This is a genomic window from Paralysiella testudinis (assembly GCF_016894345.1).
GTDB lineage: Bacteria > Pseudomonadota > Gammaproteobacteria > Burkholderiales > Neisseriaceae > Paralysiella > Paralysiella testudinis.
This window is the reverse complement of the sequence record NZ_CP069798.1, coordinates 1,893,950-1,919,299: the sequence shown is the minus strand read 5'-3', so window position 1 is coordinate 1,919,299 and position 25,350 is coordinate 1,893,950. Positions and strand designations below refer to the sequence as shown.

Sequence of the window (25,350 nt, the reverse complement as noted above, 5' to 3'; positions counted from 1 at the left end):
TTTTTTGTTTTCAGGCAGCCTTTTTGCTTAGCCGCCAATCATCGATAAATCGCGAATCAGCCCCACTTTTTTTTCATGCAGGAAATGGTGTTCCGGTTTTTCGGCCATCAATTGATGCAGGTGTTGTTGCAAGGCGGCATCGTCGCCTTGTTGTAAATAGGGGCGCAAGTCGTAGGCCACGCCGCCAAACAGGCATAGGTGCATTTTGCCTTGGGCGGTAACGCGTAAGCGGTTGCAGCTGCGGCAGAAATCTTTGCTGTAGGGGGCGATAAAGCCGATGCCGCCGGCAAAATCGCGGTGGCGGTATTCGCGCGCCGGGCCGGCGTGGGCTTGGGCGGGCAAGAGCTGCCAGCCTTGTTCGATCAATTCGGCTTCGATGGCGGCGGCCGACAAATGTTGCTGGTTGAAAAAGCCGAAGTTATCGCGGGTTTGCATCAGTTCGATAAAACGCAGGGTTACCGGGCGGCTGCGCACAAAGCGCAAGGCATCGGGCACGGTGCGCTCGGCGTGGCGGCGCAGCAGCAGGGTGTTGATTTTGATGGGGTAAAAACCGTCTTCCAGCAGGCCGTCGAGCGCGCGCAAGATATTGGCGCCTTCGCGTTTGCCGGTGATTTCAAAAAAAGTGTCGGGGTCGAAGCTGTCGATGCTGATGTTGAGCTTATCCAGCCCGGCGGCGCGGTAGGTCGGAAACAGCTTGGCCAATTTGAAGGCATTGGTGGTGAGCGCCACGCTCTCGATTTGCGGCTGCGCTTTGCACACGGCGATGATGTCGGCCAAATCACGGCGCAAGGTGGGCTCGCCGCCGGTGAGACGGATTTTGCGGGTGCCGCTGGCGGCAAACACGCGCACCAAGGTGCTGATTTCGGCCAAGCTCAGCTCATCTGGTTTGGCTTTGCCCTGATAGCCGTTGGGCAGGCAGTAGTTGCAGCGGTAGTTGCACAAATCGGTAACCGATAAGCGCAAGTAGCTGAGGCGGCGGTTGAAGGGGTCGGTGAGCGGTTTCATAAGCAGGCGTCCGCAAAAGGTTGTACGGTTACGCTGGCACCGGCGGGCAGGTTGCCGCTTTCCGGCGCTAAAATCACATAGGCGTTGGCACGGCTCACGCCCCACACGCGGTGTGAATCTTGCGCTCCGGCAGGCTCGGCCAGCCAAGTGCCGTCCGGCTGTTGCTGGATAATGGCGCGTTGGAAATCGGTGCGCCCGGGTGATTTTTTCAGCGGCTGTGCCAAGATGGCATTAAAACGCAGCGGCTCGGGTATTTCTACTGCACCGCACAATTGCCACAGTGCGGCTTTTAAAAATACGTCAAAACCGACAAAGCCGGACACCGGATTGCCGGGCAGGCCGAAATACCAAGTTTTAAACATGCGCCCGAACACAAAAGGCTTGCCCGGTTTGATGGCCACTTTATAGTGGTGAATCGCGCCCAAGCGGATTACCGCCTCGCGCATAAAATCGTAATCGCCCACCGAAACGCCGCCGGAGCTAATCACCACATCGGCCATGTGGGCGGCTTGGTCTAATGTGTGCAACACGCCTTCCAAATCGTCTTGCACGCAGCCCAAATCGATAATTTCCACCGGCAGTTTTTGCAGGCGTGCCATCAAGGTGTGGCGGTTGCTGTCGTAAATTTGGTCGGCACCGCTGATGTGTGTGCCCGGCTCGTGCAATTCATTGCCGGTGGACATAATCGCCACTTTGATTTTGCGGTATACCGGCACTTGGGCAAAGCCCAGCGCGGCCAGCAGCATCACATCGGCATCACGCAGAATGCGCCCGGCCAGCAATACGGTGTCGCCCGCGGCCACTTCTTCACCCGTGTAGCGAATATTGGCGCGCTCGCCGATGTCGGCATTGAGGGTAATGCCCTTATCATCGGCGCGCACATTTTCTTGCAGCACCACACAGCAGCAGGCCGCAGGCACCACGGCGCCGGTCATGATGCGCACGCAGCCATTATCCGGCACTTCTCCGACAAAAGCCTTACCCGCCACCGCTTCACCCATCAGCTGCCATTGGCTGCCTGCAGCGGCGGCGGCGGGCAGGGCGTAGCCGTCCATGGCGGAAATATCGGCATTGGGGATGTTGATGGCCGACACCGCGTCTGCGGCCAACACCCGCCCAGCCGCCTCGGCCACCGGCACTTGCTCGATGTCGGGCAATTGTCGGTCATGGCTGATTTTGGCGGCGATTAAGGCTTGCAGTTCGGCAACGGCGGTGAGTGCCATGGTGATTCCTTTTGGTGTGTGCGGTGCTACCCAGTTCAAATGATTGGGGTTTGGGTATGCGCCCAACAGATGATGTGCTACATCATAAATAGCCGGGCAAGGTAGTGCAATGCCACCAAAGCAGCCGCGGCGGGTGCAAAGGCATAGGTTGCATTGTGCATCTGCCTTAGCCGCTCTAGTTATTTTGGTGGGGGCGGCAGCGTGTTTGAGGGCGATGAATTTTAATCCATATTGCCCCCGGCGGCCAGATTTCTTATTTATCGAATAGGCAATAAAAGGCTGCCTGAAACCTTATATATCATGGTTTCAGGCAGCCTTTTAAACGATAAGCAACACACTTAAATCAACATTTGGCCTCGGCATTTTTGCGGGCGTAATACCACCAGTTCAACCCGGCGCACAACGCATAAAACACGATAAAGCCAATCAGTGCGGCATTCACGCTACCGGTAAGGGCAATCGAGGTACCGTAGCTTTTGGGGATAAAGAAGCCGCCGTAGGCCGCAAATGCCGCGGTAAAGCCAATCACCGCTGCGCCTTCTTTGGTGGCGTCCAGCCGTGCTTGCTCTTCACTCACTTGCCCTTGGCGGGCAAACTGCTGGTGCATATTGAGGAAAATCACCGGCACCTGCATAAAGGTAGAGCCGTTGCCGATGCCGGTAAGGGCAAACAAGGCCAAGAAGCAGGCGAAAAAGCCCCAGAAGTTGCCGCCCACGCCATCGGTGGGCAAGAACATCAACACACCCACCACGGCCACCATCATGCCGATAAACACGATTTGGGTGATTTTGGCACCGCCCAATTTGTCGGCCAGCCAGCCGCCAAAGGGGCGCGCCAGTGCGCCCACCAAGGGGCCGAAAAAGGCGTATTTTACCGGGTCGATGCCGCTGAACTGGCTTTTAATCAGCAAGGGGAAACCGGCGGCAAAGCCGATAAATGAGCCGAAAGTGCCCAGATACAGAATGCACATAATCCAGTTGTGCTTGCGGCTGAAAATCACCGCTTGGTCTTTAAAACTGGCTTTGGCGCTGGCCAAATCGTTCATGCCAAACCAAGCGGCAATGGTGGCCAGAATAATAAACGGCACCCAGATAAAACCGGCGTTTTGCAGCCACATTTGTTTGGTGGCGTCGCCTTTCACCCAAGTTTGCGGCTCGCCGCCCAAGGCACCAAATACCCCGGCGGTGATAATCAGCGGCACCACAAATTGCACCACTGATACACCCAAGTTGCCCAGGCCCGCATTCAGCCCCAAAGCCGTGCCTTTGGCCGCCTTGGGAAAGAAAAAGCTGATGTTGGCCATGCTGGAGGAAAAGTTGCCGCCGCCAAAGCCGCACAGCAGCGCCAATATCATCATGGTGATGTAGCTGGTATTGGGGTTTTGTACCGCAAAGCCCAAGCCGATGGCGGGCAGCAGCAAGCTGGCGGTAGACAAGGCCGTCCACTTACGGCCACCGAAAATCGGCACCATAAACGAGTAGAAAATCCGCAAGGTGGCGCCCGATAAGGCGGGCAGTGCCGCCAGCCAAAACAATTGGTTGGGGCTGTATTGAAAGCCGATATTGGGCAGGTTTACCACCGCCACGCTCCACACCTGCCACACGGCAAAAGCCAGCAGCAAGGCGGGAATGGAAATCCACAAATTGCGGGTGGCCACTTTTTTACCGGTTTTTTGCCAGAAGTCTTTGTCTTCCGGCTGCCAGTGTTGAATTAAGTACGACATAATCATGCTCCCGGCAGCGCTTAAGGCTACCTGAAAAGAAAAAGAGGGGTATGGCGGTTGTGGGGATAAGCTGCCTGAAAACAGCCATTGTTTTCAGGCAGCCTTCAATTAGGCCGTGGTGCGCTTGGCCTTAAATGAAAAGTGCATCCAAATCAACGACACGCACACCGTGCCGTACAGCAGCATAAACGAAGTGGAGCGGATGCCGGTGGCGTCTTCGAGCATGCCGAACATAATCGGCAGCAAAAAGCCGCCCAAGCCGCCCGCCAGCCCCACTACGCCGGACACGGCACCGATATTGGTGGGGTAGTCGTCGGCCACAAATTTAAACACCGACGCCTTACCCACCGCCATGGCCACGCCCACGGTGAACATCAACACCGTAAACACCACCACATTCAAGCCGATGTGCATACCCATAGGGCCGTTTTTGGTGTGCAATACCATTTCGGTTTGCGGGTAAGACAAAATAAAGAAGCACACCCAGCACACCCACATCACCGCCCAAGTTACCTTGTAAGCACCGTATTTGTCGGATAAATAACCGCCCACCGCGCGCAACACCCCGCCCGGCAGCGAGAAGCAAGCCGCCAGAAAAGCCGCCGTTTGCAAGCTTAAGCCGTATTCGCCCACATAGTATTTGGTCATCCACAGCGCCAGCGCCACATAGCCGCCGAACACCACCGAGTAATATTGGCTGTAGCGCAGCACGCCCGGGTCTTTCAGCAAGGCCAGCTGTTCTTTAAGCGATACTTTTGAAGACACCAAATGTTTGGGATCGCTATAGCTCATAAACCAAAACAAAATGGCCGTGCCCAGCATTACCGCGGCATACACGGTGGGCACAAAGTGCCAAGTGCCGTAGGCAATTAAGGCCGGTGCCACAAATTTATTCACCGCACTGCCGGCATTGCCTGCGCCAAAAATCCCCATCGCCAAACCTTGCTGATTTTTGGGAAACCAGCGTGCCACATAGGGCGTGCCCACCGAAAACGAGCCCCCGGCCAAGCCCATCACCAAGCCAATCAGCAGAAAATGCCAAAACGAGCTGGCATACTGCATCAGAAAAATTGCCGGTACACAAGCCACCATCAGCAAAAACAGCACAATACGGCCGCCGTAGCGGTCGGTCCAGATGCCCAAAGGCACCCGAATCAGCGAGCCGGACAACACCGGCGTGGCCGCCAAAATACCGAATTCGGTTTCAGACAGCCCCAACTGCTGCTTTACCGGAATCCCCACCACCGCCAGCATCATCCAAATCATAAAGCAGACGGTAAAAGACAAAGTGCTGGCAAACAGCACAGAATAGCGTTTATAGGTTTCCGAGGCCATGTGCCCCATCCTTTCCTGGTTTTATCGGCGCATTTCCTGATGTTCAAGCAGGAGCGCAATACGGTTTTTATCTGAACGCCACTCATCAGCGCCCAGACCGTAACTTACCCTTATAGGGAAACATTGCCGATTGGCATGAATGGGGTGGATGGCACAGCATCGGCATAGACGCCACTAAGCCGAATTGGCAGCGCGGCTAATTCTTTCGACTAGGGCGTACGGCGGTAAAATCGGCAGACGCAGATTTTCGTAAAACTCACTCATGCCGCACCCGCAAAGGCGGTGGCCGTTTTGGTTGGCGCAAATGCCATAACAAAGCCCCGCATCATCGCTGATGCGGGGCTGCTTGTTTATCAAGAAGATGCAGTTACGTTTAGATAACGCGCGGTAACCGCATGTATGCACTGAATCGACTTACGGAATTAACTGACTACTTACCAAAGGCTGCCTGAAACCTTATTTACGCCCACGCCAAAACGCCAATACATCTTCGCGCACTGCCGTGCCGTAGCGCCATAAATAGCCCAAAATCAAGATATTGCCGATGGCCACAATTAAATAGAGCAGGGTGATGCTGTCGAACAGCCAAATCAGCAAGGCGCTGAGCAGGGCGGCCACCACCATAAACAGGCCGTTTACAATATTGTTGGCGGCAACGGCGTGGGCGCGGAAGGTGTCGCTGCTGGCGGTTTGCAGCCAGGTGTACAGCGGCACCGAGAAAAAGCCGCCGCAAAAGCCAATCAGGGTAATGGTGAGCATCACCGCCCAAGCATTGCCTTGTGCCAAAAAGGTGAAGATACCGGCGGTTTCGCTGTAATGTTGGCCGTGGGTGAGCCACACCAACAGCAGGCCGAACAGGCTCATGCCCACGGTGCCCGGCACAATCAGCCCCAAATGCAGGCGCTGATGGCTGAGCTTGGCGCAAATAATCGAGCCGCTGCCGATGCCCAATGAAAACAGGGTGAGCATTAGGTTGAACACATTTTCATTGCCGCCCAGATGCAGGCGGGTGAAGGTGGGCAGTTGGGTGGTGTACACCGAGCCGATAAACCAAAACCAGGAAATGCCGATAATCGCCACCCACAGCGGCGGCTGGGCGCGGGTTTGGCGCAGCAAATCGAAGGTGCTGCGCACGATGTGCGGGTCGACGCGGGTATCGGGGGCTTTGGCGGCCACGCGCGGCATATACAGGCTGCTGGCTTGCCCCAGCAGCGCCACCAGCATAATCAGCGCAATCACCACGCCTGCCGGTGCGCCGGCCACGATGGTGCCGAGAATTTGACCAAATAAAATGGCCAAAAAAGTGCCGCTTTCAATCAGGCTGTTGCCTGCCAGCAGCTCTTTTTCACGCAGATAGTCGGGCAAAATGGCGTATTTGAGCGGGCCGAACAGGGTGGACTGCATCCCCATCAAAAACAGGCACAGCAACAGCAAAACCACCGATTGCAGCCAAAAGCCCACCGCCGCCAGCGCCATAATCAGCACTTCCATACCCTTTATGATGCGCGCGAGCACGGCTTTGTCGTATTTGGTGCTGAGCTGACCGGAGATGGCGGAAAACAGGAAATAAGGCAGAATAAACAGCATGGCGCCCAAATTGAGCATTTGGCTGGCGGGCAGCACGCTGTTTTGGCCAAGGCCGTAAAAACTGATTAGCACAAACAGTGCGGTTTTGAATAAATTGTCGTTAAACGCCCCCAAAAACTGGGTGGCAAACAGCGGTGCAAAACGGCGGCTTTTGGCAAAGGCAAATTGGCCGGACGGGAGCGGTGTGTTCATGGGCGTGGTGTGGTATCGGAATCGGCGGGCGGGGTATCGGCTGGTTTGGTTTGCTGCGGCGGTTTATCGTCGTCCATTAAAATGCGGTGGCCGGGGCCTTCCAAGTCGTCAAATTGGCCGCTTTTGCCCGACCACCAAAAAAAATAGCCGATCACAAACGCCAAAATGATGCTGATGGGAATCAGAATGTAGATGCTTTCCATGGTTTACAGGGTTCCGCTGAGGTCTTGCAGCACAAAGTGCTGGCCGTTGAGCTTGAGGTGTTGCTGTTGCAAATGGCCGATGGGCTCGCCGTTGTTGTCGAGCAGGCGCACGCTATCGCCGTGCTGTTGCCAATACAGGGGGTTGATGGCGCTGAGCTTGTGCAATGCCCGCCACAAAACGGGACAAGCTTGCTGGTCGGCCATTTCGGCTTGGGCTTTAACAGCAAAACAGCCGCTGGTGGCGGCGCTGTCGTTTTCATCGTCGGCCATGAGTACCAAAAAGCCCAGATGGCGGTTGTCTTCACTGTTGATGGTGAAATAATGCATAAAGGTGGCTTATGAAATAAAAGAGTGAGGTATTTGTATGAATAGGCCAAAGCCTTTGTAAAGCTTAGTTACGCTGTTCCTGAACAGGGCTGTTTGGTTTATCAGCGTAGGCCGGATTCTTGAATCCGACATTTGGCCGTTTAGGCCCAAAACATAAATGCCTTGCTCTTCGAACAAGCGTCGGATTCAAGAATTCGACCTACATAGGGTTTAAGGTTTCAGGCAGCCCAAGCCCATGATTCTAACACTCCACCACCCGCACCGATACCGCCACCGCTTTTTTCTTCAGTGTGCTGGCCAATCCGGCCAAAGAGGTTTCTTTGTAGGTGGATTTCATATCGCGCCCGGTTTGCAGCATGGTTTGGATTACCATATCCAAGCTTACTTTTTGATGGTCGCCATCTTCCAGCAAGGCCAAACCGGCCAATTTAATCGCTTTTTCGGCAGCAATGCCGTTGCGCTCAATGCAGGGGATTTGCACCAGCCCGCCCACCGGGTCGCAAGTGAGGCCTAGGTGGTGCTCCATTGCCATTTCGGCGGCGTTTTCTACTTGGCGCAAGCTGCCGCCGCTCACCGCCGCATAGGCCCCGGCAGCCATAGAGCAGGCCACGCCCACTTCACCTTGGCAGCCCACATCGGCACCGGAAATGGAAGCGTTGGTTTTATACAGAATACCGATCACTCCGGCGGTGAGCAGAAAATCCACCACGCCTTGATCACTCTGGCGCGGGTGAAAACGGCGGTAGTACGACAATACCGCCGGCACAATACCGGCCGCGCCATTGGTGGGGGCGGTGACCACGCGCCCGCCGGCGGCGTTTTCTTCGTTCACCGCCATGGCGTACACCAACGGCCATAGGTGGGTGTTCACTTGGTTGGCATCGTGCAGTTTTTGCAGCTTTTGCGCCAGCTTGGGCGCGCGGCGGTGTACGTGCAGGCCGCCGGGTAAGGTGCCGTCGGTGTGCAGGCCGCGCTCAACGCAGTCGAACATCACTTGTGCCAGCGCCAAGGTGCGGCGGCTGATTTCAGCGGCATCGCAACCGGCCAGCGCGGCTTCGTTGGCCAACACCAATTCCGCCACGCTCAGGCCGTGTTCGCGGCACAGCGCAAACAGTTCGTTGCCGTTGCTGAAAGGGTATGGCACTGGTGTGGGGTGGGCATCGTGCTGGCCGAATTCGGCATCGGTAACGATAAAGCCGCCGCCCACCGAATAATAAACCTCGCGATAAACGCATTCTTCAGCGGCGTTGTAAGCGGTAAAAATCAGGCCGTTGGGGTGTTTGGGCAGGCTTTCGTCCATGCGCACCACCAAGTCGCGCGCCACTTCAAACGGCAGCGCGTGGCCGTCGGGCAAGTGCAGGCTGCCGCTGTTGTTGATGCGGGCCAACCGCTCGGGAATGCCGTTTAAATCGATGCTGTGGGGCAAAGAGCCTTCCAAGCCCAGCAGCACGGCGTCAAAAGTGCCGTGGCCGATGCCGGTGAGTGCCAATGAGCCATAGATTTCCACCGCAATGCGCTGCACCTGCGCCAAGCAGCCTTGTTGCTGCAAGGTGCTAACAAATGCCGCGGCCGCCTTCATGGGGCCGACGGTGTGCGAGCTGGACGGCCCCAAGCCGATTTTGAAAATATCGCCGATGCTGATCATGGTGTATTCCGTTAAGTGGTGTGTGGTTCAATCCAAGCAGATGATTACATTTATTGTGAGCGCTTGGCGGCCAAGTATAGCCGAAGACGGTTACGGCGGCATGGCGGCTTATCGTGCGCTGCAATAAAACAACCCCGCCACGGGGCGGGGTTTGCGGTTTCAGGCAGCCTTTTATGCTGCCAGTTTAAATTTAAATGGGTTCAAATTCCGGTGAGTTTAATTTTTTGACCCGGCTGCAAAGCAGCATTGGTTTTGTTTAGCTTTTGCAAAGTAGCCACCGGCACATTAAAGCGGTTGGCAATCGCGTGTAGGGTGTCGCCTTTTTTCACCGTATACGATGCGGGCTGGGCTGCCGCTTTGGTGCGCCCTTTACCTGAGGCTGCCTGAAGCTTGCCTTGGTTGGCGCCTTTGCTGTTCAAAGCCACATTCAATACTTGGCCGCTGTGGATGCTGCTGCCTTTAAGCTTATTGGCACTCACCAAATCGGCCACGTTCAAATTGTAGCGCTGGGCAATGGAAAACAGTGTATCGCCGCTTTTTACCTTATGGGTGCTGGGCGTTGCCGCGGCACTGGCGGCTTGGCGGCGGCTGTTTTCGGCGGTAGCCAAACGGGCAGCCTTGGCTTCTTCTGCTTCGGCTTTGGCCAGTGCAGCTTGTACGGAAGCGCGCACATCCATATCGGCTACGGGTGTAGCAGTGGTGTTAACAGTAGCCGTTTGTGCCAAGGCCAGCAAGGGGTCGTTGTGTTCGGTGGCCGCCTGTACTGGCGCATCGGTGCGGGTGTCGGCATTAGCCAGTACATTATTGGCGGTATCGGGCAGGTTTTCCGTGGTGTCAACAGAGCTACTTACTACGCTATTGGCCAAGGTTTGCGCTGCCGCGGCAGGCGTAGCATCGGCCAACATGCGGGCAGGTGCGGTTACTGCGGTGGTGCTGGCGCTGCTTGGCGCTGCTTGCGGCGTTGTACTGGTAATCGCGGGTGCTGGTGCTTGAGGCACGCTCACCACCGCCAATGCGGCAGCCGCCGGTGCCAGCACGGGTTTCATATCTGGCTGTGCCAAGGCTTGTGCCAGCAGCGGATCGGTATCGTCAACACGGCTAAAAGCGGCTACGCCGGAGCTGAGACTGTTTTTGGCCAGCAGCAGGCTGCGTCCGGCGGTAATGTTGTTGCCGCTCAGCTTATTCAAGCGTTTGATTTCGCTCACACTCATTCCCGATTGGGCGGCAATATCGGCCAGCGAAGTACTGCTGTAGGCAGTATAGACATCCCACGACAACAGCTCATCTTTATTGGCTTGGCGGTAATTTTTTTCGAATACCGATACTGCTGCCACCGGCAACAGCATTTTACGGCTGGTTTTGGGCATGAATACCGGCAGGTTAAAGCCCGGATTGAGGCTGAGGAATTCGGTTTCGGAAATATTGGCCAAGCGGGCGGCTGCCTGAATATCAAGCGGCTGGTCTACATCCACCACTTTAAAATAAGGCTTGTTGTCGATTTTGGCCAAGTCCAGCCCGAATGCTTGCGGGTTGTTGATCAAATTGCGCACGGCCAAGAGTTTGGGCACGTAGTTGCGGGTTTCGTCGGGCATGCGCAGATTTTCATACACCGGATCCAGCCCTTGTGCTTGTGCGCGGGCGATGGCGCGACCCACGCTGCCTTCACCCCAGTTGTAGGCGGCCAGTGCCAAAGACCAGTCGCCAAAGAGGCCGTGCAGGTATTGCAAGTAGTTCAGTGCGGCATCGGTGGCGGCGTAAACATCGTGGCGGCCATCGTACAGCGCGGTTTGTTCCAAACCATAATGGCGGCCGGTGGCGGGCATAAACTGCCACAAACCGGAAGCGCCCACATGCGATTTGGCTTTGGTAACAAAAGCGCTTTCAATAAACGGCAATAAGGCAATTTCCGCCGGCATCTGCCGTTTTTCCACTTCTGATACAATGTGGTACAAATAAGGCTGGCTGCGGGCAATCGTGCGGTTAAAATACGGGCTGCGGCTGGCATAATATTGCTCGTGGCGGCGCACCAGCTCAGGGTTGACTTCACCCATGCGGAAGTCTTGGCGCAAGCGCCCCCAAATATCACCCATGGTGTAGGGTGCACCTTTCAAGGTGGCGGCGTTCAGGTTCATCAGCGCCAAGCCGATGGTGTTGCCGTTGTAGCTTTGGGCCAAGGTGAGGGTGGGGGTGAATACCAGGCCGGCAAGTGCCAGCGCAATGGTTTTGAGTTTGGTCATGAATAAGGCCGATGGTTGCATAAAAATCGCATGAATACTAAAGGTTTAGCCTTGATGGTGTCAAGGTGGTGACCATAAGTTTTACAGTTGGCTGACCCAACGCAAAAAACCGCGTGGGCACACACAGGAGAAAGCAAGCTTTGATGCAAACCGAGATGGTGCGATACCGGCAATTGGAAAATTGGTTTGCCACCCCGTTTGGCCGCTATGTGGCCGTAGCGGAAGCGGATTTTTTTGCCCGCAAGCTGGCGGTGGCGGCGGGGGAAACTGCTTTGCAAATTGGCTGGCCGCAATGGCCTTTGCTACAGCATGCCGCTGCCATTCGCCACAAAGTGTATCAGCATCACCAGCCACAGGCCGATGTATGCGCCCAGCCAATGGCTTTGCCGTGGCCGGAAAACAGCTTTGATGTGGTGGTGCTGCCGCACGGGCTGGAAGTGGCTGCATATGCCCCGCAATGGCTGGCCGAATTGCAGCGGGTGTTGATGCCACATGGGCGTTTGCTGCTCACCGGGCTAAATCCGGCCGGCTATTGGCGTTTGAATGGGCGCAGCCTGTGCCGTGATTTGGATTTACACGGTGTGGGCACGGTGCGTTCATGGCTGGCGCAAGCCGGGCTGAGTTTGCAAGAGGGCAGTTTTATGGCGTATGGCTGGCCGTGGATGCGCCGCCCCAAAGCGCCGGTGTCGGCCATTGAATACATGGGCAACCGCTGGTGGCCGCATCAGGCGGCGGTGTACGGGCTGGTGGCGGGCAAGGAAGTGCTCTCGGTGCGTCCGGATGCCAAGCTGACCAAGCAGTTGCGTGAGTTGAAGGATTTGCAGCTGGTGGGGGCGAGCCCTTGTTCCAAGCATTGGGGCAAATAAAAACGGACACCAAAGCGTCCGTTTTTATTTGGATTGCCGAATCCAGTTAGTTCGACAATGACGGTTTTACATTTCAGGCAGCCTTTTGCAAATAGAAGCGTATCTTCAGTTATTCATTCAAGGCATTACTGCCCTGCATGCAAGGCTGCCTGAATTTGGGCGGCCACCGCATCAATGGCCACATTTTCAGCACTGCTGGCGCGGCGGTTTTGGTATTCCACCATGCCTTCTTTTAAGGCGCGGTCGCCGATAACGATGCGGTGGGGAATGCCCAGCAGCTCGCTGTCGTTGAGCAACACGCCGGCGCGTTCGTCGCGGTCATCCAGTAGCACGTCCACGCCCAAGGCTTGTAATGCGGCGTATAAATCATCGGCTGCGGCTTTGACGGTGTCGGACTTGCGGTAGTTCATCGGCACAATCACCACCGTAAACGGCGCCATGGTGTCGGTCCAAACAATGCCGCGTTCGTCGTTATTCTGCTCAATGGCGGCGGCCACAATGCGAGTGATGCCGATGCCGTAGCAGCCCATTTCCATAATCTGGCTTTTGCCGTTTTGATCCAGGAAAGTGGCTTTCATGGCTTCGGCGTATTTTTGGCGCAGCTGGAACACATGGCCTACTTCAATGCCGCGTGCGAGCTTGAGGCTGCCTGAACCGCAAGGGCTGGGGTCGCCCGCTTCTACATTGCGCAAGTCGGCAAATGTCGGTTCGGCGGCATCGCGGCCAAAATTAAAGCCGGTGTAATGGCAGTCGTCTTCGTTGGCGCCAATCACCCAATCCGCGCCTTTTTCGGTGGCAAAATCGGCATACACGCGCCCCTTAAAGCCCACCGGGCCGAGTGAGCCGCCGTTGGCGCCGAAGGCTGCCTGAATCGCCGCCGCACCGGCCATGGTGAGCGGGGCTTTCACGCCGGGCAGTTTTTCGGCCTTGATGTCGTTGAATTGATGGTCACCACGCAGTAGCAGCAGCACCAGCTCGCCCTCGGCTTCGCCTTCCACCACAATGGATTTCAGCGTTTGCGTAATCGGCACGGCTAAAAAATCCACCAGTGCAGCAATGGTTTTGATATTCGGCGTGGCCACTTTGGCTAAGCTTTGAGTGGCGGCAGCGCGTTGGCCGGACAAGGGCAGGGTGGCGGCCAATTCAACGTTGGCGGCGTAGTCGGATGCATCGCTGTAGGCAATGATGTCTTCGCCGGAGTCGGCCAGCACTTGGAATTCGTGCGAGCCGGTGCCGCCGATGCTGCCGGTATCTGCCGCCACCGGGCGGTAATCCAGCCCTAAGCGGTCGAAGATGCGGCAATAGGCGTCGTACATGTCTTGGTAGGTTTGTTTGAGCGAATCGTAATCGCTGTGGAAAGAATAGGCGTCTTTCATCACAAATTCGCGCGCACGCATCACGCCGAAGCGCGGCCGCACTTCGTCGCGGAATTTGGTTTGTATGTGGTAGAAGTTGAGCGGCAATTGCTTGTAGGAGCGCACTTCGCTGCGCACGATGTCGGTAATCACTTCTTCGCAAGTGGGGGCAAAGCAAAAATCACGCTCGTGGCGGTCTTGCAGGCGCAGCAGCTCTTTGCCGTAAAATTCCCAGCGGCCGGATTCTTGCCATAATTCGGCCGGCTGCACGATGGGCATCAGCATTTCCACCGCCCCGGCGCGGTTCATTTCTTCGCGCACCACGGCTTCCACTTTGCGCGCCACCCGTAAGCCCATCGGCATCCAGGTATACAGGCCGCTGGCCACGCGTTTAATCAAACCGGCACGCAGCATCAGCTTGTGGCTGGGCAATTCGGCTTCGGCAGGGGCTTCTTTGAGGGTGGAAATAAAAAACTGGCTGGCTTTCATGTGGGTTCTCCAAAAACAGCCGCTATTGTAGCGGATGAGCGCAAACTTGGGCAGGGGCGGGTTTGAATATTAAAAGGCTGCCTGAAAAGGTTTTCAGGCAGCCTTTTAAAGTATGTTTATGCAGATAATAAATGGCTTTGCACGCCATGCTCGGCGTTTATGGTGAGATAACCGCCGCTGTGGCCGTGCCAGTCTTGCAGTACATGGCGGGTAAACGGCCGGCCGTTCAGTTGATGTTGATGCACTGCGGGGCGGTGGGTGTGGCCATGAATCAGCGTGGGCATGGGGGTGGCCGCGTATGCCTGCATCAGTGCCAGCACGCCGGCTTCGGTGGCGTCGGCAATTTCGCTTTTGCCTTCGGCACTTTTGCGGCTTTCGCTCATTTGGCGGATTTGCGCCGCCAGTACGCGCCGCTCGGCCAAGGGTTTGGCCAGCATCGCCGCTTGCCATTGCGGGTGGCGCGATTGCAGGCGGAATTGCTGATAAGCCAAATCGTCGGTGCACAGCTCATCGCCATGCACCAGTACATAGGGCTGGCCATAAAGCGTAATTTGGGTGCGTTCGGGCAAGAGGGTGGCGCCAGTGGCGGTGGCAAAATCAGCGCCGAGCAAAAAATCGCGGTTGCCGTGCATGACATACAGCGGCGTATGGCGGGCAAAATCGGCCAGCATGGTTTTGATGTGGCGGATAAAATCGCTGTCGTCGTCGTCGCCCACCCAAGCATCGAAAAAATCGCCCAGAATATACAAGGCGTCGATTTGGCCTTGCCATTGTTTCAGGCAGCCTTCAAACAGGGTATTCAGCGCGGGGGTGTGTTCCGACAGGTGTAAGTCGGCAATCAAAACGGTTTGGCTCATGCGGCGGTGCTCGGCAGGTTGAAAATAGCGGCGTATTGGGCGGCATTAAAGCCCACGTGCACTTGGTTTTGGTGCACCAGCACCGGGCGCTTGATTAAAGAAGGCTGTGTCGCCATTAAGGCGATGGCATCGCCGGGATTGTCGGCCTGGGCTTGTTGTTGTGCGTCTAATTTACGCCAAGTGGTGCCTTTGCGGTTAATCAAGGTGGCCAGCGGCACTTGTGCCAACCAGCTTTGCAGCAGTTCGGCATCGGGCGCTTGTTTTTTGAAATCGGTAAACTCGGCGGCGATGTTGTGCTCGGCCAGCCAAGTGCGGGCGTTTTTGACGGTGCTGCAATTGGGGATGCCGTAAATACGGGTCATGGGCATAATCCTTGTGGTGTCAGACTCAGGCGCAGCGCGTATTATAGCCGCCACCCGCTGCGGCGCAACACAATAGCCGTAGCAGCAGTGCAAAATACCGCTGCTCGGCATTGCCAAGCACTGTCCGCGGCAGTATGCTTAGCGCTGAATTTCACCGACTCAGGCACGAAAGGCAAGGTATGAAACCGATTAAATGGCTGGCATTGACCGGTATGGCGGCTTTGTTGGCCGCTTGCGGTAGCAAGCAGGAAGCCAGCAAAAGCAATTTTGAAAAAGCGATTAACGATTTTGCCGGGCAGGAACGGGTTTGTCTGCCGCTGGGCGTGGGTATGGATGCCGAGCAAGGCATTGATGCAATGGCCAGCGGTATGCTGGGGGATAAGCAAATTCGCATTCCGCTAAAAAACACCCAAGGCAGCCGCATCAATAAGGAGGCGCTGAAGCAGATGGAGGTGTTGGTGGATGCCGATTTGTATACTCAGGGCGAAGACATCACCCAAGCCGTGGGTTTGGGCGGTGCCAGCATTCCGGTGGCGGTGTTTAACCGCACCGAAAAAGGCGACAATCAGGTGCTACCCAGCCCGCACGGCCCGTTGCTGTGCTTAGGCACGCAAAAAGTGGCCGATGTAGTGCTGTTTACCGAGCCTACTGCTGCCAATGGCGTAACCATTTCCAAAGTGGTGTACCAAGCGGAGCTGGTGCCGGAAAAATGGGTGAAAAAATTGCTGAAAAACAGCGATAAAGAATTGGCCGAACGCGTGGAAGCGCCGCAACGCCAAAGCGTTACCTTGGTGCTCACCAATCAGGGTTGGCGTGATTTGCGCGAATTGCGCTGATATTGCCAATATGGACATAAACACAAAAGCAGGGCGCAAGCCCTGCTTTTGTGTTTATTACTGATAATCTGGTTTTAGCTTCGTTTTAGCTTCGCAGAAACTTCGTTTTCAGGCAGCCTGAATGGTTTTGGCTTGGCGCAATACTTGCGCATAGCGCGACAAGGCTTCAATGCCGGAATTTTCTGCTTGTTGACACCATGCTTGCAGCTTTTGTACCAATTCTTCGCTGCTTAAGCTCGAGCGCCCCCACAGCTCACTCAAGTCGCGACGCATGCGGTAAATTTTGTCCAGCATCGGGCTTTGTGCCGTGAGCGCTTGCAATTGCTGCTGTTCGGCAGCATTGAGCAAGGCCGGTTCTTTTTGCAGCCATTTGGCAAACGCTTTGGCTGGGTCGGGCAGGGTGATGTCGTGCTTGATTTTGGCCATTTCGGCGGCCAAATCACTGTGCAGCTGCTTGGAGTAGCGCATGGCCAGCAAATAGCGGTTGTGGATAATGGCCTGCACTGTATCAACGCTGAGCGTGTGTTGTGCCTGCAAGCCCAGCTTGGGCGCTACTTTGCGCACTTGCGCCAGCTTCAGGCTGCGCAAAATGCAGATATACATCCAACCGATGTCGAACTCATACCAATGGTAGGAAAACTTGCACGAGGTGCCGAAGGTGTGGTGGTTGTTATGCAGCTCTTCGCCGCCAATCCAGAAGCCCCACGGGATTAAGTTGGTGGACGCGTCTTCGTTTTCAAAATTGCGGTAGCCGAAATAATGCCCCAAGCCGTTAATCACACCGGCAGCCCAAATGGGAATCCACGCCATTTGCACCGCCCAAATGGCAATGCCAATCACGCCGAACAACAATACATTGACTATGAACATGATGGTGATGCCCACGGTGGAGTGGCGCGTGTAGACATTGCGTTCCATCCAGTCGTCGGGCGTGCCTTTGCCGAATTGCACCAACATGGCTTCGTCTTTAGCAGCGGCGCGATAAAGCTCAGAGCCTTCGGCCAGCACTTTTTTCAAGCCCAATACTTGCGGCGAATGCGGGTCTGCCTCGGTTTCGCAACGGGCATGGTGTTTGCGGTGGATGGCCACCCATTCTTTGGTTACCATGCCGGTGGTCAGCCACAGCCAAAAGCGGAAAAAGTGGCTTACCAGCGGGTGAAAATCCACCCCGCGATGGGCTTGGCTGCGGTGCAGATACAGCGTGACCGCCGCAATGGTGGTTTGTGTGAATGCCAGCGCGCACAACAATACGCCCCACCAGGGCAAGTTAAGCAAGCCGTGACTTAAAAAATCCAACATAGCAAATTGATTCCTTGCAGTTCAAAATAAAAATGGCCGTTGCAGGCTTTGCACCAGCAGCAGGTCATTATATAGAAGTGCTACTTGAAACCAAGGGTTTTTGTTCTAAATTTACTTTATCGGGTGATGGCATCACATGTATGGAAATGCTAAAGCGTGTAAACACCGCCGGAGTAGGGGCTGACCGCGCCCGCCACCAGCGACAAAACAGCGGGTTTGGTGTTATCCTTAAGCGTTTTTCGATAGCAGAGTACGGGTTAGCATGAAAAAAAGTTTGTGGGTCTTGGCGCTGTTGCTTACAGCTGTGTTGTTGCTATTGGCCGGGTTGCCGTATTATCTGGGCATCAAGGCCGAACAAAGCCTGCAAGAGCAACAAGCCTTGCTGGCCAAAACCTCATTTTTGCAGGTGGAGCAACACGATTACCAGCGCGGTTGGTTTTCCTCCACCGAGACCACGGTGGTGCGCTTCAAGCCCAGCTTCTTGGCCAGCGTGCAAAAACAGCTGCCCGACAACATCCAAACCATTTTGCGTGAGCCGATTACATTGGTAAGCCATGTGCGCCACGGTCTGTTTGCAGGCAGCCTCAAGCCGGTGCGAGCGCAAGTGGACACCGAATTGCGCTTTTCACCCGAAGCCGACAAAATTCTGATGCGCTTTTTCGGCCAACAAAAACCGGCCACCTTGCACAACACCATTTATTTATCCGGCAGCGGCAATATGACGCTGGAAATACCCGCATTCGATTACGAAGAATTGTCGGGTATTAAGCTGGCCTGGCAAGGCTTGCAAAGCCAAATGGACTACAGCGCCGGTTTTAGCAGCTACGACACCCACACCACCAACCCCGGCTTGCGCATGATTCTGGCCGACAAAGGCGAAGCAGCCTATACCGGGCTGGACATCCGCACCCACACTCAAGACGGCAACAACCAAATCGCCTTGGGCAACAGCCGTTTGCAGCTAAAACAATTGTCGCTGCAATGGCATGAAGGGGTGAGCTACGACCTGAAATTAAACGAATTGGTGAACCTGCTTACCGATTTGCAAATCGGTGCGTTTATCAACCCCAACGGCAGCGTGCCGCCGTCGAAAATCGTGCTCGATGAGTTGTCCTTCGCCACCGACATGAGCGAAGACGGGCAGTGGATTAATAGCCAAGGCCAGTTTGGTTTTGCCAAGCTGCACTATGGCAACGATGTTTACGGCCCCTTAGAAATCAAGGCCAGCGCCGAGCATTTGGATGCCGCCAGCTTGCTGGCCTTGAAACACAAGCTCACCGAGTTGGCCAGCCAAAATCTGGACGAAACCGCCTTACAAGACGCCATTGTGCAGGCAGCCCGCACCGAAGGCTTGGGCTTGTTTACCCAAAACCCGCTAATCAAACTGGAAACTTTCCGTTTCCAAATGCCCGAAGGTTTGGTGGACGTGCATGGCCAAGTGCGCTTTAACGGCCTAACGGCCGATGATATGCAGCACGCCAACAGCATGTTGCGTAAAACCGAAGCCACCATGGATTTGAGCGTGCCGCAAAAACTGCTGGAAGAATTGGCCGTGCGCCAAGCGCGCAATATTTTCACTGTGGATGAAAGCGCCGGTGGCGAAGAAGCACTGATCGACATCAACAACACCATCCGCTTAATGGTGTCCAGCACCATCAAAACCATGCAGCAAGACGGCTACCTGAACGTGGATAACAACGGTGCCGTTAGCACCCAAATCAACATCCACCAAAATGAACTGACGCTTAACGGCAAAAAATTTGCCGCCGAGTCGGAGCCGGAATGGGAACCGGAAGCCGCCAGCGCACCCGCAGCGGCCACCAGCGCCAGTGCCGCATCGGCAACACCATGATTCCCATGTTTGTGTTTTAATCAAGCTGCCTGAAAGCCGAATAGGGTTTCCAGGCAGCTTTTTGTATGTGATGATGATGGATATGAAAATGGGCGGTTAATAATTTCGCATAAGATATATTATGTTAAATTATTATGCCGTATTTCAGCAGCATTGAATCGGCTGTTTGGCTTGGGCAGGCAGACACAAAACACAATTGTCGAAATTCCAACAAGCGATTTTTCAAGAGCGGTAAAATCAAGTCATTAAGACATATAAAACAGTTGAGACGCTGCAAGCAGCAATAAAACGGCAAACCGCTAGCGCTAAAAATACTGATTTGGTTTAAACGCGCCAAATCATAGCGTTAATCAACTGGCCGTATTAAGATTGCAAATTATACAAAGCCGGCGCAGCGCTATAGAATGGCGGTTTGAAATCAAATCCCTCTGGTTCACTTTAATTTAATAAGGAGTTAAGTATGTTAGCCAATAATGAAGGTAAAAAAATCCCCAGCGTGGTATTCCATACCCGTGTCGGCGATGCTTGGAAAGACGTGAGCACCGATGAGCTGTTCAACGGTAAAACCGTGGTGGTGTTTTCACTGCCCGGCGCCTTCACTCCCACCTGCTCTTCTACCCACTTGCCGCGCTACAACGAGCTGGCCGCTGAGTTTAAACAAAACGGTGTGGACGACATTTTGTGCGTATCGGTAAACGATACTTTTGTCATGAATGCTTGGAAAGCCGACCAAGAAGCCGAAAACATCACTGTAATCCCGGATGGCAACGGTGAATTCACCCAAGGCATGGGCATGTTGGTGAGCAAAAACGGCTTGGGCTTTGGTGACCGCTCATGGCGCTACTCCATGCTGGTGAAAAATGGCGTGGTAGAAAAAATGTTTATCGAGCCGGAAAAAGACGGTGATCCGTTTGAAGTATCCGATGCCGATACCATGCTCAAGCACATCAACCCCAGCTGGCAAGACAACCCGTCTGTGGCTGTGTTCAGCAAGCCGGGCTGCCCGTTCTGCGCCAAAGCCAAACAGGCTTTGCAAGACAAAGGCATTAAATACGAAGAAATCGTGTTGGGCAAAGACGCCACCACCGTATCCGTGCGCGCCATCACCGGCAAAACCAGCGTGCCGCAAGTGTTTATCGGTGGCCGCTATATCGGCGGCAGCGAAGAGCTGGATCAATACCTAGCTTCTTGATTTTGCTTATCCAACCACTGCCTGCGCGGTGGTTGAAGCTGAATAATCCGACAGGGTTATTCAGGCAGCCTAATTACCTATTTAGGCTGCCTGAATAACTCTTTTTTCAAGCTTAATCAATAGTAAAAATCTAATAATTTAGGAATTTTAATGAAAAAAATAAAAGCTGAAGTGGTGGTTTTGGGTGGCGGCACGGCCGGTATGGGTGCTTTTCGCGCCGCACGCACCCACACCGATGATGTGTATTTAATTGAAAGCCAACATTTCGGCACCACTTGCGCGCGCGTGGGCTGTATGCCCTCCAAACTGTTGATTGCCGCTGCCGAAGCGGCACATCATGCCGCCCACACTGCCCCTTTTGGCGTGCATATTGATGGCGATATCCGTGTGAACGGTGCCGAAGTGATGCAGCGGGTGAAAGCCGAGCGCGACCGCTTTGTTGGCTTTGTGGTGGAAGATGTGCATGAATGGCCTGCCGAGCGGCGCATTATCGGTGCTGCGCGTTTTATTGATGCGCATACGGTGCAAATCGACGAGCACACCCAAATCCAAGCCGAACGCATTGTGATTGCCACCGGCTCGCGGCCGATTGTGCTGCCGCAATGGCAAGCGCTCGGCGATAAATTATTGATTAACGATGATGTTTTTGCTTGGGATACGCTGCCTGAAAGTGTTGCCGTATTCGGCCCCGGTGTGATTGGTTTGGAATTGGGGCAAGCCTTGCAGCGCTTGGGCGTAAAGGTGCATATTTTCGGCATCGGCGGCGGCTTGGGCGGCATCAGCGACCCGGTGGTGCTAGAAGAAGCTTGCGCCCTGTTTGGCGAGGAGTTGAATCTGCATCTGGATGCGCAAACCGAAGTCTCGCTTGATGCCAACGGCAAAGTGGTGGTGAACTACCGTGAAAACGGCGTTTCAGGCAGCATCAGTGCCGATTATCTGCTCGCTGCCATTGGCCGCAAACCCAATACCGACAATATCGGCCTGGAAAATATCGACATTGCACGCGATGAGCGCGGTGTGCCCAAAGCCCATCCGCTCACCATGCAAACCAGCATCCCGCATATTTTTATTGCCGGCGATGCTTCCAACCAACTGCCCTTGCTACACGAAGCCAGCGACCAAGGCAAAATTGCCGGTGAAAACGCCTGTACTTATCCGGCCATTAAGCCCGGCTTGCGCCGCAGCCTGATTGGCGTGGTGTTTTCCGACCCGCAAATTGCCGTTATCGGCATGCGTTATGCCCAGGTGCGCGACAGCTTTAAAAACCCCGCTTGCGTGGTGGTGGGCGAAGTATCGTTTAAAAACCAAGGCCGCAGCCGGGTAATGTTGAAAAACCGCGGCCATCTGCGCGTGTATGCCGAGCAAGGCAGCGGCCGCTTTTTGGGTGCAGAAATGGTGGGGCCGGCGGCCGAACACATCGCCCATTTATTGGCATGGGCGCATCAGCAAAAAATGACCATCCAACAAATGCTGGAAATGCCGTTTTACCATCCGGTAATCGAAGAAGGCTTGCGCACGGCGCTGCGCGATGTGTTTTCACGGCTGGATTTAAGCGGCAAATTCAGCCGCGATTGCGATGAATGCCCGGGTGCCTAAGTTCGGCTTAATTCGTATGACCAAGGCTACCTGAATTTCCACTCAGAATGTTTCAGGTAGCCTTGCTTTGTTTTTACTAAACCGGCACAAAAGGCTAAAATTCGCCCTTGGCACACATGCCCTAATGCGAAAACCTTATGCAAACCGAAGAAAACCCAAGTAAAAACAAGCAACTTATTGATTACCAAGGCAGCCGCCGCCTTTCGGTGGCACCGATGTTGGATTGGACCGATCACCACTACCGCCATATGGCACGCCAAATCAGCCGCCATACTTGGCTGTATACCGAAATGATTAATGCCGGTGCCATCAATCATGGCGATGCCGGGCGTTTTTTGCGTTTTAACGATGGCGAACAGCCATTGGCCTTGCAATTGGGTGGCAGCGAACCTGCGGCTTTGGCGCAGGCGGCGGCCACTGCGGCGGCTTGGGGCTATAATGAAATCAATCTGAATTGCGGCTGCCCCAGCCCGCGGGTGCAAAAAGGCGCCTTTGGCGCCTGCCTGATGAATGAAGCCGATTTGGTGGCCGATTGCCTGAATGCGATGCAAGACGCGGTGGCAATTCCGGTGACGGTAAAGCACCGCATTGGTGTGGATCGGCAGAGTGATTATCAAGTGGTGGCCGATTTTGTCGGCACCCTCAGCCGTAAAACCGCCTGTAAAACCTTTATCGTACATGCGCGCAATGCTTGGCTGGATGGCTTGTCGCCCAAAGAAAACCGCGATATTCCGCCGCTGAAATACGACTATGTTTACCGGCTGAAGCAAGAATTTCCGCAGCTGGAAATCATCATCAACGGCGGCATCACTACCCAAGCGCAAATCGCCGGCCATTTGGCACATGTAGACGGCGTGATGGTGGGGCGTGAGGCCTATCATAATCCGATGGTGATGCGCGATTGGGATGCCGTGTTTTACGGCGACCACCGCCCTGCCCTCGACCACGCCGGATTGGTACACATATTGCACGATTACGCCGCCGGCCAAATTGCGGCCAATACCGGCATCACCTTGCGCCACATGGCACGCCATTATTTGGGGCTGATGCATGGCTTAAACGGCGCACGGCAATGGCGGCGTATGTTGTCGGATGCGGCATTGCTCAAGCACAACGATGCCGAGCTGATTTTGGCGGCTTGGGCGCAAGTGGCGGTGAAAGACTGAGCCCATGCCTACGGTATGTTGCGCTAACCGTAGCTACTGCCACTAAAAACAGGCGGGCATAAAACCCGCCCCCTACTTCGTAAACGGCATTTTCGGGAATTGCTCGGCGCGATTAAGTGAGGCGGCGGCGGTGTCGGCAAAATACACGGTGGTGATGCCGCTGCGTCGTAATCCATGCCCAAGCCGTTGGAAAACGGGTTGATATAAAACGCCGGCAGGCCGCTAAGTCGGCCAAAATATAGCACAATACTATGCCGGATTCATGACCACCCTGCCCGCTTCAGGCAGCCTGTTGCCATGTTACAATACCGCTGTTTTGACTTTCAGGCAGCCTTGCTATGCAGCAATACCACGATTTAATGCGCCATGTACTCGCCCACGGCACCGATAAAGCTGACCGCACCGGCACCGGCACGCGCTCGGTGTTTGGTTATCAGATGCGTTTTGATTTGGCCAAAGGCTTTCCCCTGCTCACCACCAAAAAGCTGCATTTGCGCTCGATTATCCATGAGCTGCTGTGGTTTTTGCAGGGCAGCACCAATATCGGCTACCTGAAAGCCAACGGCGTGTCGATTTGGGACGAATGGGCGGATGAAAACGGCGATTTGGGGCCGGTATACGGCTACCAGTGGCGCTCTTGGCCCGCGCCCGGCGGCGGCCATATTGACCAAATCGCCAATGTGGTGCAGCAAATCAAAACCAACCCCAACAGCCGCCGTTTAATGGTGTCGGCTTGGAATCCGGCATTGGTAGACGAAATGGCGCTGCCGCCCTGCCATGCGCTGTTTCAGTTTTACGTGGCCGATGGCTGTTTGTCGTGCCAGCTTTATCAGCGCAGCGCCGATATTTTTCTGGGTGTACCCTTCAATATCGCCAGCTACGCCCTGCTCACGCTGATGGTGGCGCAAGTATGCGGCCTTAAGCCGGGCGAATTTATCCACACCTTGGGCGATGCGCATTTATACCGCAACCATTTCGAACAGGCTGAGCTGCAATTAAGCCGCACCCCGAAAAAGCTGCCTGAACTCAAGCTCAACCCTGCGGTAAACGATTTGTTTGCCTTTACCTTTGAGGATATTGAGTTGGTCGGTTATGAGCCGGATGCGCATATTAAGGCGGCGGTGGCGGTGTAAACCATTTTCAGGCAGCCTACGATTGTGAAGGAAAACAATATGTCCCCTAGCTCGCAATGGCTGGCGCAATTAGCGCAAAAACAGCATTTGTTACGCCCGCCCGTTGATTTGAATCGCTATTTCGATCCTGCTTTTACCACTATTGGCACACAAAATCTCACCCGCATCAGTTTAGGCCCGGTTTCTTTACCCACAGGCCAAGTACTGGTGCGTGACCCATTGGTTTATCTGCGTCGTGATGAACAACCTTATTATTTGCATGTTCCACCGGGTGAATATGACACCGAAGCCTGTGTGGTCATGCCTACCGCCGAAGATTGCGCACGTTATGCCGCCGTGCGGGTGCGCTTTACGCCTGAATTGGCGGTGCGTTTTGAAGAGGCGCTTATCGGCCACGAAAATTTAACTGATGACTTGGAAGCCGGTGATTTTTTCGGCTTTAATGTTGATTCGGGCTTGGCCTGTATTGCCGACACCGCCAGCCGCGATGCTTTTTGCGATTTTAGCGAGCATTGGTACCGGCAACATCCAAACGGCAATTTATACGATGATTATTTTGCCGCCCTATTCCGCCAAAGCTATCTGGATGCACCAGCCTATCAGCGCCGGGATGGTGATTGGCTTAATTGGCAAATTCCCGGCACCCGATATCACATCACCATGTTCCAGAGTGGTTTTGGCGATGGCTGCTACCCGGTGTATTTTGGCTTTGACCGCCAAAATCAATTATGCCAACTGGTGATTGAGTTTATAGATGTAGCCGCCACTTATGTTGATGATGTAGACTAAGCAGATGCTTGATTCAATCTCAAATTCAACGAATAAAGTGCAATCATAGCCGAATGATTTCTTCAGGCTGCCTGAAAGGAA

General features: G+C 54.7%; 22 protein-coding genes. 9 read left to right on the top strand and 13 right to left on the bottom strand.

Going from position 1 to position 25,350, the window contains the following annotated elements; all coding sequences use genetic code 11:
* Window positions 1–27 precede the first annotated feature (27 nt).
* From moaA to JQU52_RS09805, 9 genes are all read right to left on the bottom strand, one after another.
* Window positions 28–1,005, bottom strand: a complete 978-nt coding sequence (moaA, locus tag JQU52_RS09845) for a GTP 3',8-cyclase MoaA (protein ID WP_230338316.1) — start codon at window positions 1,003–1,005, stop codon at window positions 28–30.
* Window positions 1,002–2,228 carry a molybdopterin molybdotransferase MoeA gene (gene moeA / locus JQU52_RS09840; protein WP_230338315.1) on the bottom strand — a complete coding sequence of 409 codons (1,227 nt, stop codon included), beginning with the start codon at window positions 2,226–2,228 and terminating at the stop codon, window positions 1,002–1,004. Before moeA ends, moaA begins: the two co-directional genes overlap by 4 nt.
* A 343-nt stretch (window positions 2,229–2,571) precedes the next feature.
* Complete coding sequence (locus JQU52_RS09835) at window positions 2,572–3,951, bottom strand: NarK family nitrate/nitrite MFS transporter (protein ID WP_230338314.1); 1,380 nt, start codon at window positions 3,949–3,951, stop codon at window positions 2,572–2,574.
* Window positions 3,952–4,059: 108 nt separating this feature from the next.
* Window positions 4,060–5,286 (bottom strand): MFS transporter, encoded by a 1,227-nt coding sequence (locus JQU52_RS09830; protein WP_230338313.1) that lies wholly within the window; start codon window positions 5,284–5,286, stop codon window positions 4,060–4,062.
* Window positions 5,287–5,742: 456 nt separating this feature from the next.
* Window positions 5,743–7,065, bottom strand: coding sequence for an MFS transporter (locus JQU52_RS09825; protein ID WP_230338312.1), 1,323 nt, complete (start codon window positions 7,063–7,065; stop codon window positions 5,743–5,745).
* The gene (gene ccoS, locus JQU52_RS09820) at window positions 7,062–7,268 is read right to left on the bottom strand and encodes a cbb3-type cytochrome oxidase assembly protein CcoS (protein ID WP_230338311.1); all 207 of its coding nucleotides are present in this window, start codon (window positions 7,266–7,268) and stop codon (window positions 7,062–7,064) included. Before ccoS ends, JQU52_RS09825 begins: the two co-directional genes overlap by 4 nt.
* Window positions 7,269–7,271: 3 nt before the next feature.
* Entirely contained in the window at window positions 7,272–7,595 is a 324-nt protein-coding gene (locus tag JQU52_RS09815; RefSeq protein WP_230338310.1) for an HLGFF motif protein, read from the bottom strand.
* Between the two features lie 241 nt (window positions 7,596–7,836).
* Window positions 7,837–9,240: an L-serine ammonia-lyase gene (locus JQU52_RS09810; RefSeq protein ID WP_230338309.1), complete on the bottom strand. Its 1,404-nt coding sequence runs from the start codon at window positions 9,238–9,240 to the stop codon at window positions 7,837–7,839.
* A gap of 200 nt (window positions 9,241–9,440) precedes the next feature.
* On the bottom strand, window positions 9,441–11,477 hold the full coding sequence (locus tag JQU52_RS09805; RefSeq protein WP_230338308.1) for a LysM peptidoglycan-binding domain-containing protein: 2,037 nt from the start codon (window positions 11,475–11,477) through the stop codon (window positions 9,441–9,443).
* A 143-nt stretch (window positions 11,478–11,620) separates the two neighbouring features.
* Here JQU52_RS09805 and JQU52_RS09800 point away from each other — a divergent pair, with 143 nt between their 5' ends.
* Window positions 11,621–12,343, top strand: coding sequence for a class I SAM-dependent methyltransferase (locus tag JQU52_RS09800; RefSeq protein WP_230338307.1), 723 nt, complete (start codon window positions 11,621–11,623; stop codon window positions 12,341–12,343).
* A 125-nt stretch (window positions 12,344–12,468) separates the two neighbouring features.
* Here the strand turns inward: JQU52_RS09800 and JQU52_RS09795 are convergent, their stop codons facing one another.
* The 3 genes from JQU52_RS09795 to JQU52_RS09785 all read right to left on the bottom strand — a co-directional run bounded on the left by JQU52_RS09795 (window position 12,469) and on the right by JQU52_RS09785 (window position 15,406).
* Window positions 12,469–14,187 carry a proline--tRNA ligase gene (locus JQU52_RS09795; RefSeq protein WP_230338306.1) on the bottom strand — a complete coding sequence of 573 codons (1,719 nt, stop codon included), beginning with the start codon at window positions 14,185–14,187 and terminating at the stop codon, window positions 12,469–12,471.
* Between the two features lie 116 nt (window positions 14,188–14,303).
* Complete coding sequence (locus tag JQU52_RS09790; protein ID WP_230338305.1) at window positions 14,304–15,044, bottom strand: UDP-2,3-diacylglucosamine diphosphatase; 741 nt, start codon at window positions 15,042–15,044, stop codon at window positions 14,304–14,306.
* Window positions 15,041–15,406: an arsenate reductase gene (locus JQU52_RS09785; RefSeq protein WP_230338304.1), complete on the bottom strand. Its 366-nt coding sequence runs from the start codon at window positions 15,404–15,406 to the stop codon at window positions 15,041–15,043. The genes JQU52_RS09790 and JQU52_RS09785 overlap by 4 nt, the downstream gene beginning before the upstream one ends.
* 179 nt (window positions 15,407–15,585) lie before the next feature.
* On the opposite strand from JQU52_RS09785, the gene JQU52_RS09780 reads away from it, so the two are divergent.
* A complete protein-coding gene (locus JQU52_RS09780; RefSeq protein WP_230338303.1) occupies window positions 15,586–16,242 on the top strand; it encodes a hypothetical protein in 657 nt (218 codons plus the stop codon).
* Window positions 16,243–16,350: 108 nt separating this feature from the next.
* Here JQU52_RS09780 and JQU52_RS09775 read toward each other — a convergent pair whose 3' ends face one another.
* Window positions 16,351–17,541, bottom strand: a complete 1,191-nt coding sequence (locus JQU52_RS09775; protein WP_230338302.1) for a DesA family fatty acid desaturase — start codon at window positions 17,539–17,541, stop codon at window positions 16,351–16,353.
* A gap of 14 nt (window positions 17,542–17,555) precedes the next feature.
* Between JQU52_RS09775 and JQU52_RS09770 the strand changes: the two genes are divergently transcribed.
* The 7 genes from JQU52_RS09770 (at window position 17,556) to JQU52_RS09740 (ending at window position 25,269) form a co-directional block, all read left to right on the top strand.
* The gene (locus JQU52_RS09770; protein WP_230338301.1) at window positions 17,556–17,807 is read left to right on the top strand and encodes a hypothetical protein; all 252 of its coding nucleotides are present in this window, start codon (window positions 17,556–17,558) and stop codon (window positions 17,805–17,807) included.
* Window positions 17,804–19,393 (top strand): YdgA family protein, encoded by a 1,590-nt coding sequence (locus JQU52_RS09765; protein WP_230338300.1) that lies wholly within the window; start codon window positions 17,804–17,806, stop codon window positions 19,391–19,393. The genes JQU52_RS09770 and JQU52_RS09765 overlap by 4 nt, the downstream gene beginning before the upstream one ends.
* 460 nt (window positions 19,394–19,853) lie before the next feature.
* Window positions 19,854–20,585 (top strand): glutathione peroxidase, encoded by a 732-nt coding sequence (locus JQU52_RS09760; protein ID WP_230338299.1) that lies wholly within the window; start codon window positions 19,854–19,856, stop codon window positions 20,583–20,585.
* Window positions 20,586–20,735: 150 nt separating this feature from the next.
* A complete protein-coding gene (locus tag JQU52_RS09755; protein ID WP_230338298.1) occupies window positions 20,736–22,181 on the top strand; it encodes a dihydrolipoyl dehydrogenase in 1,446 nt (481 codons plus the stop codon).
* Window positions 22,182–22,318: 137 nt separating this feature from the next.
* Window positions 22,319–23,347: a tRNA dihydrouridine(20/20a) synthase DusA gene (gene dusA / locus JQU52_RS09750; RefSeq protein WP_230338297.1), complete on the top strand. Its 1,029-nt coding sequence runs from the start codon at window positions 22,319–22,321 to the stop codon at window positions 23,345–23,347.
* A 338-nt stretch (window positions 23,348–23,685) separates the two neighbouring features.
* Window positions 23,686–24,480, top strand: a complete 795-nt coding sequence (locus tag JQU52_RS09745; RefSeq protein WP_230338296.1) for a thymidylate synthase — start codon at window positions 23,686–23,688, stop codon at window positions 24,478–24,480.
* Window positions 24,481–24,519: 39 nt separating this feature from the next.
* Window positions 24,520–25,269, top strand: a complete 750-nt coding sequence (locus JQU52_RS09740) for a DUF4241 domain-containing protein (protein ID WP_230338295.1) — start codon at window positions 24,520–24,522, stop codon at window positions 25,267–25,269.
* Window positions 25,270–25,350 lie beyond the last annotated feature (81 nt).

Coding starts and splice junctions, on each gene's coding strand:
- JQU52_RS09830 (WP_230338313.1), bottom strand. CDS start 5,286: ATGGCCTCGGAAACCTATAAACGCTATTCTGTGCTGTTTGCCAGCACT.
- JQU52_RS09795 (WP_230338306.1), bottom strand. CDS start 14,187: ATGAAAGCCAGCCAGTTTTTTATTTCCACCCTCAAAGAAGCCCCTGCC.
- JQU52_RS09815 (WP_230338310.1), bottom strand. CDS start 7,595: ATGCATTATTTCACCATCAACAGTGAAGACAACCGCCATCTGGGCTTT.
- JQU52_RS09780 (WP_230338303.1), top strand. CDS start 15,586: ATGAAACCGATTAAATGGCTGGCATTGACCGGTATGGCGGCTTTGTTG.
- JQU52_RS09775 (WP_230338302.1), bottom strand. CDS start 17,541: ATGTTGGATTTTTTAAGTCACGGCTTGCTTAACTTGCCCTGGTGGGGC.
- JQU52_RS09805 (WP_230338308.1), bottom strand. CDS start 11,477: ATGACCAAACTCAAAACCATTGCGCTGGCACTTGCCGGCCTGGTATTC.
- JQU52_RS09745 (WP_230338296.1), top strand. CDS start 23,686: ATGCAGCAATACCACGATTTAATGCGCCATGTACTCGCCCACGGCACC.
- JQU52_RS09785 (WP_230338304.1), bottom strand. CDS start 15,406: ATGACCCGTATTTACGGCATCCCCAATTGCAGCACCGTCAAAAACGCC.
- JQU52_RS09790 (WP_230338305.1), bottom strand. CDS start 15,044: ATGAGCCAAACCGTTTTGATTGCCGACTTACACCTGTCGGAACACACC.
- JQU52_RS09800 (WP_230338307.1), top strand. CDS start 11,621: ATGCAAACCGAGATGGTGCGATACCGGCAATTGGAAAATTGGTTTGCC.
- JQU52_RS09810 (WP_230338309.1), bottom strand. CDS start 9,240: ATGATCAGCATCGGCGATATTTTCAAAATCGGCTTGGGGCCGTCCAGC.
- JQU52_RS09765 (WP_230338300.1), top strand. CDS start 17,804: ATGAAAAAAAGTTTGTGGGTCTTGGCGCTGTTGCTTACAGCTGTGTTG.
- JQU52_RS09760 (WP_230338299.1), top strand. CDS start 19,854: ATGTTAGCCAATAATGAAGGTAAAAAAATCCCCAGCGTGGTATTCCAT.
- moaA (WP_230338316.1), bottom strand. CDS start 1,005: ATGAAACCGCTCACCGACCCCTTCAACCGCCGCCTCAGCTACTTGCGC.
- JQU52_RS09755 (WP_230338298.1), top strand. CDS start 20,736: ATGAAAAAAATAAAAGCTGAAGTGGTGGTTTTGGGTGGCGGCACGGCC.
- dusA (WP_230338297.1), top strand. CDS start 22,319: ATGCAAACCGAAGAAAACCCAAGTAAAAACAAGCAACTTATTGATTAC.
- JQU52_RS09740 (WP_230338295.1), top strand. CDS start 24,520: ATGTCCCCTAGCTCGCAATGGCTGGCGCAATTAGCGCAAAAACAGCAT.
- JQU52_RS09825 (WP_230338312.1), bottom strand. CDS start 7,065: ATGAACACACCGCTCCCGTCCGGCCAATTTGCCTTTGCCAAAAGCCGC.
- ccoS (WP_230338311.1), bottom strand. CDS start 7,268: ATGGAAAGCATCTACATTCTGATTCCCATCAGCATCATTTTGGCGTTT.
- moeA (WP_230338315.1), bottom strand. CDS start 2,228: ATGGCACTCACCGCCGTTGCCGAACTGCAAGCCTTAATCGCCGCCAAA.
- JQU52_RS09835 (WP_230338314.1), bottom strand. CDS start 3,951: ATGTCGTACTTAATTCAACACTGGCAGCCGGAAGACAAAGACTTCTGG.